Genomic DNA, 14375 nt, shown 5'->3' with positions numbered 1-14375 from the left:
GGCTTGGGAGGCTCCCGTCGGCCGGCCTGACCCTCGATGACGGGCGCCCCCTTCTGCGCTCAGCGCACGAGCAGGTCGAGCAGCCGCTCGACCTCGGCCTCCGGGTCGAGGGTGAGTCCCGTGTGGACCGGTCCGGGCTGGACGACCGTGGAGCGCGGGGCGATCAGCCAGCGGAAGCGGCGGCCGGCGTCGTCGCCCGCGGCCTGGCCGGCCGCGTCGCCCCCGAGGCAGACGCCCTCGACGGCCCGCAGGGCGGCCCGTACACCGGTCACGTCGGCCGCCGGGTCCAGGACCGAGAGCTTGGCCTCGTCCAGGTGGGTGCGGGCGGCCACGTAGGAGCGGGCGCGGCAGTAGACGACCACGCCCGCGTTGAAGCACTCGCCGCGCTCGACCCGCGGCACCACGCGCAGCAGCGCGTACTCGAAGACATCGCGGTCGGTCACGGGGTGGCGTCCTTCTCGGTGGAGTGCGTCCGGGGCGCGAGGCGTTCGGCGAGCCAGCCGGGCGGCTGCTGCGGCCGGTGCTCGGTCCGCGGGCCGAGCGTGATCCGCTCGTGGATGGTGGCGGCGCGCGGCAGCAGCGCCTCGACGTAGGCGGCGCGGACCTCGTCCGCGCTGTCGAAGCCGGGTTCGTCGACGAGCCACGCGTCGGGTACGTCGGCGGCGACCTCGTCGAGGAGTTCGCGGGTGACGAGCGGGGCCAGTGCGGCGGCCGCGGCGGTGATGTCCGGCGCGAAGCGGGCGAGGACGTGGTCGGAGGCGTCGTACGGCTTGGCGGCGGAGGCCTGGGCGCCGGGCCAGTTGTGGTGCCAGATCATGGTGGCGCCGTGGTCGATGAGCCACAGGTCGCCGTGCCAGACGAGCATGTTGGGGTTGCGCCAGGACCGGTCGACGTTGTTGATCACCGCGTCGAACCAGACGACCCGGCCCGCCTCCCCCGGGTCCACCTCGTACGCCAGCGGGTCGAAGCCGAGCGAGCCGGGCAGGTAGTCCATGCCCAGGTTGAGCCCGCCGCTGGCCTTGAGCAGCTCCTGGACCTCCTGGTCGGGCTCGGAGAGTCCGATGACGGGGTCGAGCTGGATGGTGACGAGCTCGGGCACCCGCAGTCCGAGCCGGCGGGCGAGCCCGCCGCAGATGACCTCGGCGACCAGGGTCTTGCGTCCCTGGCCGGCGCCGGTGAACTTCATGACGTACGTGCCGAGGTCGTCGGCCTCGACGATCCCGGGGAGCGAGCCGCCTTCACGCAGGGGCGTGACATAGCGGGTCGCTACGACCTCTTGCAACACTTCGCAGGCCACCCATCTCTTCAACCTTGCAATCCACGGACAACTCATCCGGAGCGTGGAGGCGCAGTTCACCGCTCAACCGTGCTGCGGAGATTCTGGGGAGCTTCGGCCGACGGGCCATTCATCCCCGCTCCCCCAAGCAGACCATCGATGGTGCCACGCCCCTTGCTGCCAGCTTCCGGCATCAAGTGAGCATAGTAACCGAGAGTGATCGCCGGTGAGGAGCGCCCGAGCTACATAGCCGCGGCATAGCTTGCACGGAACAGGTCAGGGGCACGCTCCGAGTCCCGTCCGGTACGCAGCCGCACCTCCAGGTCGCCCGTTCCGTGATGCCCCGGGTCTGCAACGTTCCTGGTGAAGTCAGGCACGAGGTCAACCTCGGCCGGGTCGAGCGAGAGACACACGTGGACTTTCGTCCGCTGCGGCGGGCAGAGACTCGCAAGAGTTCTGTAGCCGGCGGTACGCGCTGTACTGCTTACGCTGGAACTTCGTGATCCCGTCGCCGAGACCAAGCAGGATCTCGTCCGCCGCTTTCGCCAGGGGAGTCCCGTTCGCGTCGAGTCCCAGTGAATCGATTCGGCCGGCATGAACCGGGCCCGTGCCGTACTCGGACGCCAGGAACCGGACCCCCAACAGCTCCAAGGGGGGCCCACAGCAAAAAGCCGCCCTCCAGCCGAATGTCATTCCGGTTGGACGGGCAGCTCTCCGCTGCCCCCAGGTCAGGCGCCTTCTTGGAGCGCACGACCCTTCCCATGCTGGAGGCGAACGAAATCCCGGCGCGCCGGAGGTCATAGGACCTTTCGGCGAAAAGCGCCTGGCGCAATGCCGAAGCGATCGATGTGGTTTCGCAGTGGGTGCACGAACGCCAGCGGTATCGGCACGGGACGCGTGACCTTGACGGCTCGCCGCTTCAAGGAGTGCACTTCGTGGACCGAGCCATCGTCCGTCCACTCCTTGCCGGCTGCGACGACACCTCCGCTCAGGTTGAGCATGCCCCAGCCGCTCTTACAGTAGTGAGACGGAAGCAACAGAGCCCCCGGGCTGTCGGTGGTGTGCAACGCAATCGTCACCGCCGACATCCAGGGACTCTGTCACGCCGCTACCCCAGTGGATCGGGTCTCACAGCCCCTCAGGGAAGGGATGGAACCTGTCACTGTGATCTGGCCTTACACCCGACGCCAAGTCAGGAACTCGTGCCGGTCCTCCGCTGAAAGCCGTTCGCTGAACGGGTTCACCTTGCCAGTCAGGACCGCCACGCAGAACGACGCCATTCCGCCATCGAACACGGTCCAGCGGTTCATCCCGTACGGCGTCTGCCTCCGAAAGATGGCCACGGGCCAGTCGTCGGGAGCGCCCTCGCACAGCCAGAAAGCCACATCGCTGCTCGCCGAGTCCGCGAAGGGCAGCAGTGACGGCAGCTCACTTCCTTGCAAGAGCGCAATGAGATGTTCACGGTCCCGGGGTGAGAGGACGGAATCTCTTCTGTCCAAGAGGTCTCCGTACGCCGACCCGGGGACGGGCGGCGTACTGATGGAGAGGTACTCGTCGATCTCTCCACCTCCGTACGACTCGACGAACTCGCGGTAATCGACAGGAAACGTCAGACCTGCCGTCCGCTCAATTTCCTGCCAGTCGATCGAGTCGCCGCCGGAGACGGGCGGCGGGAGAACTTCACGCAGGCGCGCGACAGCGCGGTGAGTCATATCAGTCCTCCTTCGCGTGGTGGTGGAAGGCCATCTCATGGCTGCCCCGGGAGGGGCACGTCTCCACCGGTGCGGCTGTCGATCGCGGTGCCCAGATTCTTCCAACCCCGGCCAGCAGTGTAAATCAGGTTGGATACTGCTGTGGCATCAGAGTCCACGTAGCGTCCCTTACTGTCCCATGCCGTGTAGGACATGCGGAATTCGTAGGGCACAGTTCGGCCGTCTTTGTAGACCGGTGTCACCTTGTATCGCACGACATGCTTTGAATCAATGAGGGACCGGACTGTGTCCTCGAAGTTCAGCATGCTGTCCATGGGAGGAATCGGTGACTGGGGCTTGCCTACGTAGGAGTTCGCGTCAGTTCCACAGGTCGCGAGGTTGGCCAGGTCGGTCCCCGATCCGCTCAGCTGGGCGCCGAGAAGATGGCAGGCGTTGACGTCGCGGGGCCGACCTCCCAGATATCCGACGTAGGACCGGGCCCAGTCATACCCAGGTGGCTTGATTCCGGCACGAGTCTCGGTGGGGGTGCCGGGGTTGGCGGTTACATAGGAGAGGTCGAGGCATGCCTCCACCCCGGTGGCTCGATTCCCGTTCTTGCTGTCGACAGGACTGGGATCGACCCAACCCTTTCCTCCACGCCTGCAGTCCTGCGCCCCGTCGTCACTGCCGCCTGACCCCGGATCCGCGCCAGGCGCGTCCTGCGTGTCCGGGACCTGGTCCGGGTTGAGGACCGTGTCGGCGTCGCCCGCCAGCATGGCGAGGAGGTTGGCGCCGCTGACGACCATGTCGACGGCCTGGGTGGCGTTCCAGACGGCCTGGGTCGGGTTCCAGTCCGGCTTGGGGATGTGCTTCGGTGCCGGCGGCGGGTTCTTGCCCGCGTAGGGGTTCTTCGGCGCTATCGGCTTGGGGGCTACGGTCGGGCGCTTCGGGCGGGTCAGTGTGGTGGTGCCGCCACGGTTTCGTCCGCCGCCCGCGTAGTTGTGGCTGCGGCTGGGCGTATCGCGGATTACCGTGCGCGTTTCGCCGCGCATGTCGATGAGCCGGCCAGTGCCCTTGTTGCGGTTGTACGCCCGGTCGCACATTTCACGCATGTAGGCGTTCGAGTAGCACATGTCCTGGCTGGTGACGCTGTGCTCCCCGTTGAGGAAGGCCTCCTTGAAGACGCAGAGGGGGCTCCCCTTCATGAGCCAGCCGAGCTTGGTCTTCGCCGGCTTGAAGCAATTGAGGATGGTGTGATGGCCCGACGGGTCGGTCCCGTTCATCGGGCCGGCGTTGGCGTACGTGTAGCGGTTGGCCTGGACCGAGGGGCTGGGGTCGAGCTGCCAGGTGTCGCGGCTGGTGAAGCCGCCGGTGCCGGGCTGGTACCAGCGGGCCGCCATGTTGACCTCGCCCGTGGCCGAGTCTGTCCAGCCTGACTGGTAGCCGACCGACGGGGTGGAGCCGTTGCTCGCGGTCACCTTGCCGTACGCGTCATAGGCACGGGACGAGGTGACCGACGTGCCGTCCGGAGACAGGCTGGCGACCAGGTCAGTGTGGCCGTCGGTGACGGCCAGGCCGGCCGAGCCGGGCGTCCCGGTGGTGGCGCTGGCGAGCAGCGTGCCGCCGGGGGTGCGGCTGTAGGTGGATGTGCCGTCCTTGACCAGGTTGTTGGAGCCGCCGTCGTAGCTGAAGGCGGCGCCGTTGTGGGTCATGACCCGGTCGAGCGAGTCGTAGGTGAAGGTGCTGGTGCCGTTCGACACGGTTCGCTCGAAGGCGTCCGAGTTGATCGTGCGGGCCGGGCCGGCGGTGTCGGTGATGCCCTTGACGGTTCCGCGGGCGGAGTAGTCGAAGGTCTGGGTTCCCCAGGCCGTGACCCGGTTGCGGGAGTCGTAGGTGCCGGTGGTGTCTCCCTTCTTGGTGAGGTTTCCAGCCTTGTCCCATTCGTAGCCGGTGGTGGTGCCGCCGCTGCTTTCGGAGGTCATGCGCCCGGCGAGGTCGTAGGCGTACGTCTCGGCGCCCGCCCCGGCCGTGCCCGAGGTGGTCTTCTTGACCAGGCGGTTTTCGAGGTCGTACTCGTAGGCAGTGCCCTGTACCGCGGCACCCGTGCCGGTCTTCTTGACGCTGTCGTCCGCGAGGCGGCCGAGGGAGTCGTAGGTGTACGAGCGCTTCGCGCCGATCGTCCAGGTGCCGCCGGCCGTCGGGCGTGCGTACTCGTCGGCGGTCGGGCGTCCGGCCGCGTCGTAGTCACTGCGCACCTGGGTGCCGGTGAGCGGGTCGGTCGTGGTGTCGAGACGTCCGGCCGTGTCGTAGGTGAAGGCCGTCGCGCCCGCCGCGTCGGTGCGGGAGGTCATCATGCCGTCTGCGTCGTACGCGTAGGACGAGGTGCCGCCCGGACCGTCCGTGGAGAGCAGCTGGCCGCGGTCGTTGTAGGTGTAGGTGTTGTTCGCCAGGACTCCGTCGCCGCCGACGCCGGTCAGCCGGCCGGCGAGGTCGTAGGACAGGGAACGGGGGCGGGTGGCCACAGAGGTCCCGGAGCCCGTCTCGGCAGTCATTCGGCCGAGCGCGTCGTACGTCTTTTGGCGCCTGACGTTGCCCGGCAGGAGCTCGGTGACGAGCTGACCGGCCGCGTCGTAGACGTTCGTCCAGGTGCGGACGTCGGGGTTCCAGTGCTGGGTGGTGGCCGGTTCGACCGTCGACTCAGGCAGGCCCCACCTGTTGAACGTGTAGTACGTGGCCTTGCCGCGGCCGTCGGTCAGGCGCGTGCGGTTGCCCGCCGCGTCGTAGCCGAAGGTAGTCGTGATCGAGTCCGTGGCCGTGCCTGTGACCGGTTCGACCTGCTTGGTGAGTTGGCCCAGCGCGTCGTACGTGTACGTCGTGCGCGCACCGCCGGGCGAGACAGACGCGGTGACATTGCCGTCGGCGTCGTACTCGGTGGTGGTCGTGCGCAGGGCGGTCGTGCCCGTGCCGTAGTCCGTCACGGACACCGGCTGACCCGCGAGGTCGTACGCGGTGACGGTCTTGCGGCCGGTCGCGTCCTTGCTCTCGGTCTGGCGGCCGAGGCCGTCGTAGACGGCGCTGCTGGTGCCGCCGGCGGGGTCGGTGACCGTCAGGGTCTGGCCGGCCTTGTCGTGGGTCGCGCTCGTAACCCGTCCGCCGGGCGTGGTCGAGGAGACCTGGTTGCCCGCGTCGTCCCAGGTGAATCGGGAGACGAGGTTCTGCAGGGCGGGCTTACGCTCGATCGTGGTGGCGGTGAGCTTGCGGCCCAGTTCGTCGTAGGTGGACTCGGTGCGTGCTCCTGTCGGGTCGGTCGCGGAGAGCGGAAGACCGGTCGGAGTCCAGGTGTAGGTGGAGATTCCGCCGCCGGACAGGGTGGTGGAGGTCCCGTTGAGGTTCGCGGCGCCCGGGGCCGTCAGGCTCTGCGTACCGGCGATCGCCGGGTCGGTCTTGCTGACCAGCTGGCTCAGCTGGTCGTAGCCGTAGTACGTGACGCGGCCCAGCGGGTCGGTCGTGGAGGCCGTGTTGCCGACCTTGTCGTACGTCGTGCGCGAGACGGCGGTGATGGCCGCGGTGGCGCCCGGCGGGGTGTAGTCGGGCAGCGTGAGCGCGACGGTCCGGCCGAGCTTGTCGGTCTCCGTCCTGGTCACCAGACCGCGCGGGTCGCGCGACTCGGTGGTCTCGCCGAAAGTGTTGTAGCCGACGAGGGCCTTGGGGGTGACGGCCGCAGCCGCGCCTCCGTTCTCCTCGGCCTGCACCTGCGGCGCGGTCTGCTCGACCAGGCGGCCCAGCTCGTCGAACCGGCCCGTGCTGGTGATGCCGCGCGGGCTGGTCTGGGTGAGGGGGAGCCCCCGCTGGTCGAAGGTTGTGGAGGAGACCCGGGTGGTGGTGCCGTCGGTGACGGTCTGCTTCGTCGGGTTGCCCGCCGCGTCGTACTCGGTGTTGGACGTGATCTTCTTGCCGGTGCCGTCGATGGACTGGGTCTGCTCGGTGAGCCGGTCCTCCGCGTCGTACGCGAAAGTGGAGACCCGGTTCAGACCGTTGGGGTCGAACACCGAGCGGGTGGTGCGGCCCAGGGCGTCGACCGTGTTCACGGTCGTAGCCCCGCCCCTCGCGGTGGCCGACACGGGGTTGCCCGCGCCGTCGTAGACCGTCGACCCGAGAACGATGTCCTTCTTGGAGCCGTTGGCCTGGGTGACCTGCTTCGCCGTCGTCGAGGCCGTCAGGCCGTCGTCGTAGTAGGTGAAGGCGGTCGTGGCGCCCATCGCGTCCGTGGTCGAGGCCAGGCGGCCCGCTGGGTCGTAGGCCTTCGACTCCAGGACCAGGTCGCGGGTCTGGCCGGAGGGGTCGCCGGTCCAGTTCTTCAGGACGGTTTCGGCTACCTGGCCGCGCTTGGTGTAAGTGGTCGTGACGACGTTGCCCGCGGGGTCCGTCGCACTGATCACTCGGCCCAGGGCATCGTGGGCGTACGTCGACTCGTTTCCGGCCGCGTCCGTCACGCTGTCGTTGAGACCGCGGATGTTGTAGCGGTAGGTGGTGGTGCGGGTGGCGTCGCCGCCGGTGGTGTCATCCGTGGATTCGGTGAGTAGGTGGCCGTCCGCGTCGTAGGTGCGGCTGATGCGGGCGGTGTGGGTGACGCCGGTGATCTCGTTCTTCACGCCCGGGCCGGTCTCTGCAGTGACGCGGGACATGGCGTTGTAGGCGTACGTCGTGGTGACGCCGGCGGGGTTGGCGTCGGAGACCTGGGTCTCGGTCAGCTTCCGGCCGATGCCGTCGTAGGTGTACGTCGTGACCGCGCCGGAGGGCGCCGTCGTCCTGGCCAGGTCGCCGCTCTCGAAGTACGCGTACGAGACGGTGGCGCCGCCGGTGGACTTCTTCGCGGCCACCAGACCCTTCGGCGTCACTCCGCCACCGACCGCGGGCTCTGTGCCCGTGGTATAGGTGGTCCTCGCCGTACGGCCGTCGACCGAGGTGACCGTGTCGGTCAGGCCGAGGTCCGTGTAGGAGGTCGTCGTCCGGTAGCGGGTGTCTGCCGGCCCCGAGGAGCGGCCGTCGAGGATCGCGGTCTGCTTGCCGTTGCGCAGGTCCAGCTTGTCCGCCGGGTTGTAGTAGTACTCCGCGAAGGAGGTCCAGCAGGAGTTCGCGTCCCGGCAAGTCGTGGTCGAGACGGTGTTGCCACGCTCGTCGTGACCGGTGATGGTCGCGTGACCGTTGGGGTCGGTGACCGTGTGCAGGAAGCCGCCGGTGTCGTACGCGTACGTGGTGACACCGCCGTCCGCGCTCGTCGAGGCGGTACGACGCTGGCCGCGGACCGCGTCGAAGGTGCTGGACGTCTTCGCGCCCGTCGGGTCGGTGACCGTCACCGTCGCCGACAGCGAGGAACCCGAGGCCTGGGCGCGGGCGCCGTAGTGGCGCGCGACCTGGTCACCGGTCAGGGCGCGCGGGTAGACCGCGACCTCGTCGATCTGGCCGGTGAAGTACTGCACGCCGTCGCCCGGGGACGCAGGCCACCACCTGGTGTAGCCGGCGCCGATGTACGTGCGCTGGTTGGTCTCGTGGGTGACCGGCACGGTGGTGGTCTGGGCGACCTGGGCGCCGTCGAGGTACAGCGTATGGGTGGATCCCTGCGCCGTCACCACGGCGTGGTGCCACTCGTTGTCCGTGACCGTGTTCGGCGAGGTGTTGGTCGCTTCGGTACCTCGGGTGAAGTACTGGCCGTGGAGCTTGTTGTCCGAGCCGACGTACAGGACCGGCGCGTAGCTGTAGGCGTCCGGGAGCGGCTTCTCCTGGTCGCTGAAGAGCACGCCGGGCTTGGTGGTCTTGAACCACAGCTCGGTCGACAGGTCGGTGCTCGCCTGATGGCCGCCGGGCAGCTCGGCCCACCCGTCGCCCTTGAACTCGGCGGCGGTACCGTCGCCTGTACCGAACGCGCCGGAGTTGCCCAGCGTCGCTTTGGTGTAGGTGCCGTTGGCGCCTGCGGCGGCGACCTTGTTGACGACGGTCGTGCCGCCGGTCTCGTCCAGCTGCCAGTAGCCGGCAGGGGCGTCCGCCATCACGACGCCCTCGTACTGGTCGCCGTTGCCGGACACCAGGCGGTTGCGGGCCTTGAAGTGGTCTGCGACGGTCGCCGCGTCCAGCTCCTTCGTGTAGAAGGCGGCCTCGTCGAGCTGGCCGTTGAAGTAGCGGGTCGCACGGGCCTGGCCGTCCCACTCCTCGCTGGAGTAGCCGGCGCCCAGGTAGGCGTGGACCAGGGTCTCCGGCTTGACCACGCCGGCCTTGGAGCCGATCTTGACGCCGTCGAGGTACAACGACTGACCGGCGGGACCGCCGGTGATGACGGCGTGGTGCCACTTGTTGTCGGTGACCTTGGCGCCACCCATGATCGGCCAGCCCGCAGAGGGGCCGTCCCACAGGTGGCCGCGCAGCTTGCCCTCGCCGTCGACGAGGAGGCTGGCGTTCCACATCGTCGGGGTAGTGCCCAGCTCGGTGTTCTGCAGACCCAGCAGCACACCGCTGGGCTTGTCCGTGCGGAACCACAGCTCCGCGGCGAATGCGGTGGCTTCGCTGATCGACTCGGACGGTACTTCGATGACGCCCTTGGTCCCGTCGAGGGTGACCGCGCCGTCGTCGCCGTCGAGGAACGCCCCGACACCGCCGAGCGCGACACCGTCCCGGTAAGATCCGTTGCCGCCGCCGGATATCTCGTCCGCCGCCGAGGCACCGCCGCTGTCACCGAGGCGCCAGTAGTTGACCGGGCCCGATGCCCGGACGGCGTCGCTGTAGGCCTGCGAGCCGGCGGCGTAGCGGGGCTCGGATATCTGCCAGAGGCCACCGCTCTCGTCGGTGACCTTCGTCGCGCGGCCGGTGTCGCCGTCGTACTCGACCCGGGCGCTCACCCGGCCCGACGGCAGGGTGGAACCGGTCAGCTTCGACGATCCCGCACGAGCCTCGAAACGGGCCTTGACCGCCCCGGCGTCGAGGGCGCGGTGGTAGACCGCGACCTCGTCCATGGCACCGGTGAAGCGGCGTACCCCCGCGGGGCCGCCGTCCCAGCTCGGGTTGGAGTAGCCGGCACCCAGGTAGGTGTAGGTCTTGCCGAAGTGGTCGACCACTCCGGGGATGGCGCCTAGGCGTGCGCCGTCGAGGTAGAGGACCTGCTCGGTGCCCGTGGCGGTCAGGACGGCGTGGTGCCACGCGTTGTCGGTGACCGTGCCGGGCGAGGTGACGGGGGTGGTCCCCATGCCCTTGAGCTCGAACCCGCCGTGCAGCTTGCCCGCCTGGTTGATGCCCAGGACCGGGTTCCAGCGGATGGGCTGGCCTTCCGACAGTCGCTTGTCTTGGAAGCCGACGAGCGTCCCCGCCCGGTCCGTCTTGAACCACAGCTCGACCGAGAGGACGGTCGAGGCGGACAGGGAGGTCCCCGGCAGCTCGATGGAGGAGTTGGTGCCGTCGAAGGAGGCCGCCTTGTTGCGGGTCGCGCCCAGCGCGCCCGCGGCCCCGAGGGTGACGTCGCGGTAGTGGCCGGCGTTCATGCCCGTGCGGGAGACCGCCTCGCTGGCCGCGGACTCGCCCTCGGCCTCGTTCAGCCGCCAGTACCCGACCGGGCCCGCGTCCTGCACCAGGCCCCGGTAGTACGAGCCTGCCGTGTACGCGTAGGTGGAACACGCGGTGGCGGAGTCCGGCGGGCAGACCTTCACCAGGCGGTCGCCGTCGTAGGTGTATGACCAGGTGAGCGCCGGAGCGATCGGGCCGACCGCGTCGGTGGACACCGACGCGACGTGCGCGCCCGACCAGGTGAAGGTCAGCCCCCGCTTCGACAGCGCGTCCGTGGCCTTCGTCAGCTTCCCAGCCGTGTAGGTGAGCGTCTGCTCGCGCCCGTGGCCGTCCCTGACGTTCGTCAGGCGGCCCGTCGCGTCGAAGGTGTGAACCGTGGCCGCCGCGTCGCGCAGCGTCCAGCCGCCGCCGGCAACCTCCGAGAGGACATCCACGGAACCGGCCGGCGCGCTGTAGGTGCCATCGGCGTTGCGGCCGAACCGGACCTGGCTGCCGCTGTCGAGGGTGACGACGACGCTGCCGTCGGGCTCGGCGACCGCCCGCATGTCCCAGCGGGTGGCCCAGCCGGCGCCGAAGGCGTTCGTCTGGCGCGGGTCCTGCGAGTTGTACGTCCGCGTGACCGCGAGCTCGGGGCCCGCACTCGGTACGGCTGCGTCGGTGGCGGCGGTGGCGTAGTTACCGGCCCGCTCGCCGAAGGTGCGGCCGCTGTCGGCACCGCCGAGGTGAGAAGTGATGACGGGTTGCGGTACCTGGGTGGTCAGGATCGACGGTGCGGTGCGCGAGGACTGGTCCTTGCCGTCGTTCGCGTAGGCATACCAGGCGTACGTCTTCGCCCACTTCAGCCAGTCCGACGGAACGGTCCAGCTCTCTGACGCGGCGTGCGTGTTACCCCGGCAGTTCTTGCGGAGGTCCTTGCCCTCGACCTCGCAGACCTCAAACTGGTAGGTCAGCGCGCCAGGGGACTTGTCCTGGTCGGTGGCCGTGGCCCAGAGCGTCGGGGTGAGGGTGTCGACGACGGTGCCGCTCGGCGGAGCTGCGCCGGTGATGTACGGCGGGGCGTTGACTGCGTCGAAACGCACGGTCGGGCCCGGCACTCCGTCGTCGACGAAGCTGCGGACACCGTACTCGTCCATGGTCCACTGGAGCGTGTACGTGCCGGGTGCCAGCGGGGCGATGTGCGCGTCGACGGTGGCGGAGCCTCCGGGCCCGACGTCGTAGGGCATGTCCGTCCACCGGATCTTGCTCCAGTAGTCACCGCCCACCTTGTTGCCGTTGGCGTCGAACAGGTCGTAGCGCAGCTTGAAGTTGCTGTTCTTGCCCCAGGTCTGCTGGCCCTGGTTGGTGACGGTGACCTTGAAGATGCCGTCGGCAGTGGCCGTCGGGGGCTGGACGAAGCCGCCCAGCTCGTACGCGGCCCCGTACTTCGACCAGGTCACGTCGAGGCTGGGCTTGCCGTTCGGGTAGTTGTCGGAGCCGAACTTCTTCCAGGTCCTGGAGTCGTCCGGGGCCGCCTTCACGGCCAGGCCGTAGTTGGCCTTGTGGCCGTGCGTCCAGTCGTTGACCAGTTTGCGGCCGGCGTCGCCGAGCGGGATCGACTCCCACGTGGCGGCGCCGCAGTGCCAGGGAGAGTTGCCGTCCTGGCGCCAGGCGTGCGCGAAGGACTTGGAGCCCAGCGCGCCGCCGGTCGCGGGGCCGGGGTAGCTGTTGGTGCTGCCCTCGGACCAGTTGGAGGTGATCTCGTGGACCGTCACGGGGCGTGCGGTGCAGGAGTAGGAGTAGGTGTTGTAGAGGCTCAGGTTCGCGTTGATGACGAACGCGTTCCTGAGGGTGGTGTCCAGGCCGTTGAACTTCAGGAACGAGGCCGCCTTGTGGGCGCCGCCGTCGTACGTTCCGACCTTGAGCTCGGTGGAGCCGGAGAAGTTCTGGGTGTACGGCGACTCGACGTACGTGCCGGAGGCCGCCTCCAGGCCGTTCACCGAGGGGTCGACCTTCACGGGGAAGACCCGCTCGGGGGCCGACAGCCACTTCTGGTCCAGCTTGACGACCAGGATCTGCCGGGCGCCTTGCCGCGCGAGACCGTAGGTGACGCCGGAGGAGATGACGCCCTCGTCGGAGTTCGGCGCCTTCTTGGAGTCTTCCATCCAGCCGGCCGGCATCCAGCCCTGCTGACGGCCCGCCGCGTCGTTGAAGACGACGCCGCCGAGGCCGTCGAGCTTGGCCGTCAGGCCCTTAAGGGCCAGCGGGAAGCGCCATTCGGTCGGCGCGTTCTTGTCCTTGAGGATCAGCGTCTCCTTGACGGAGTCGCTTCCTGCGATCAGTTCCACGTCCGTCGAAGGACGGACGTCCGGGTAGGTGATCACGTTGCCGTTGACACGGCCCTGCGAGTGGGCCGCACCCTCGATCGAGTAGCCGATCGCGGTGCTGTCGTCGATGCCGGTACCCAGGCGGACAAACGTTTCCGCATCGGCGAACTCGGAGAAGTAGATCTCGTCCTCGGTCGACTTGGCCTGCCAGCCGGATCCCGGGGTCTCCTCCGTCAGCGCCAGTGGCGACGACTTCGCCAGCCGGGTGTCGATCGCCTTCCACTTGCCGTCGTCACCGAGGAAGTTGACCGGCTCGTTGTAGTAGCGGGTCGTGAAGGTGCCGTCCGGGTTGACGAACGTCCGCGCATCGGCAGCCCGCTTGCCGGGCACCTCCGAACTGGCCTTGGGGTCGAACCCCTTGGGCGCGGCCCGGCGTGGCGACGGGACCTTGCGGTAGGAAGGCATCTGATTCTTGGGCGCTTTGCCCAGCTTCAGCCGGGTGGTGTCGAAGTCCGGCGCGAGTTCGCCGCGCCCCTTCAGGGCGCCGGTGCGGCCGCCGGACGCGTCCGCGTCGGTGGCATCGCCGGAGGCGGCGTGGCCGCGCCCGCGGGCCGACCCCCAGCCCTGTTCAGGGATTTCACCGGCACCTGGGCCGGATCTGGAAGCAGACCACAGGCCGACGGCCTGCGCTGCTTGTTCCGTGCCCGCGAGCACGGTCATGGTGATCGCCATGGAAATGACGAGTGTTCGGGTGATATGCACCGTTGTGGCCCCCGCAGAATTGATCAGCGGAGCAGTCCTATCCTGGCTCACAGGAAATGCACAAACTCCGCCGGAGACCCGATGAACTGGACCCCAGGCCGGGAGTGCGGCCAAAACGCTCATGTCGTGATGGATTCATCGAACTCATCGCCGACGACGACGGCCGGACCCATGACGAAGGTCACCCCGGCCCTGCGGGATCGACGGGTTTGTCGTGGCCGTGCGCGAGCCGCCCACGAGCTTACCGGGCTGTTCGTCGAGCTCCCAGGTCAACCGTTCAGAGGCGGATGACGTCGCCCCGTAGGTGGAGTCCGGCCTCGTAGTCAGCTGCCCCCCGAGCCCGCCTGGCGAGGTGGACGTTCTCCGCCGGATGGGGGCGAGAGACGCTGGTGATCACGCTCGTTGAGCCCGAGCAGGTGGCTGAGATCGACGGAGACACGGCTGTGGAAGAGGGCCGCTGGAGACATGCCGTCCTCATTCATGCGACGGGTCTAATAGGGCGACGACGGCGGACTCCGCCGCTGGTGCCATACCGCAGGAACTCCTGTCGCCGCCCACTGGTGGGAGAAGCGCAGGTTCAGGCGTGGGTGAAGCTGCACTGCCAGGCCGTGCCGATCTCGGCCAAGCCGGGCTCCGGTGGCGTGCCCCGCGCGGCGGCGGGCCGCCGGCGGGCCCGCCACCCGAGGCGGCCCGCGGAGCCGTCTCCTGCCGCTGCCCCAAAGTTTCGGGCAGCGCCCCTTCAGCTGCGCGGCGGCGCGCTCACGCCCTCCACTTCAGCATTTGGCTGTTCATGGC

The 14375-nt window shown here is 68.9% G+C and carries 4 protein-coding genes and 1 pseudogene; all 5 read right to left on the bottom strand.

Features of this window, described 5'->3' with window-relative positions:
• Window positions 1-59: 59 nt before the first annotated feature.
• Complete coding sequence (locus tag EAO70_RS25715; protein ID WP_056555416.1) at window positions 60-443, bottom strand: DUF3037 domain-containing protein; 384 nt, start codon at window positions 441-443, stop codon at window positions 60-62.
• Complete coding sequence (locus EAO70_RS25710; protein ID WP_148005360.1) at window positions 440-1285, bottom strand: HipA family kinase; 846 nt, start codon at window positions 1283-1285, stop codon at window positions 440-442. Before EAO70_RS25710 ends, EAO70_RS25715 begins: the two co-directional genes overlap by 4 nt.
• A gap of 233 nt (window positions 1286-1518) precedes the next feature.
• Window positions 1519-1921, bottom strand: a pseudogene (locus tag EAO70_RS39515) (transporter); the annotation flags it as partial.
• A 530-nt stretch (window positions 1922-2451) separates the two neighbouring features.
• Complete coding sequence (locus EAO70_RS25695; protein ID WP_148005102.1) at window positions 2452-2988, bottom strand: SMI1/KNR4 family protein; 537 nt, start codon at window positions 2986-2988, stop codon at window positions 2452-2454.
• Between the two features lie 35 nt (window positions 2989-3023).
• Window positions 3024-13550, bottom strand: coding sequence for a LamG-like jellyroll fold domain-containing protein (locus EAO70_RS25690; RefSeq protein WP_148005101.1), 10527 nt, complete (start codon window positions 13548-13550; stop codon window positions 3024-3026).
• Window positions 13551-14375 lie beyond the last annotated feature (825 nt).

It is taken from the genome of Streptomyces sp. adm13(2018) (genome assembly GCF_008042145.1).
Lineage (GTDB): Bacteria > Actinomycetota > Actinomycetes > Streptomycetales > Streptomycetaceae > Streptomyces.
This window is presented reverse-complemented; position numbering and strand designations above follow the sequence as displayed.

Coding starts and splice junctions, on each gene's coding strand:
- EAO70_RS25695 (WP_148005102.1), bottom strand. CDS start 2,988: ATGACTCACCGCGCTGTCGCGCGCCTGCGTGAAGTTCTCCCGCCGCCC.
- EAO70_RS25690 (WP_148005101.1), bottom strand. CDS start 13,550: ATGGCGATCACCATGACCGTGCTCGCGGGCACGGAACAAGCAGCGCAG.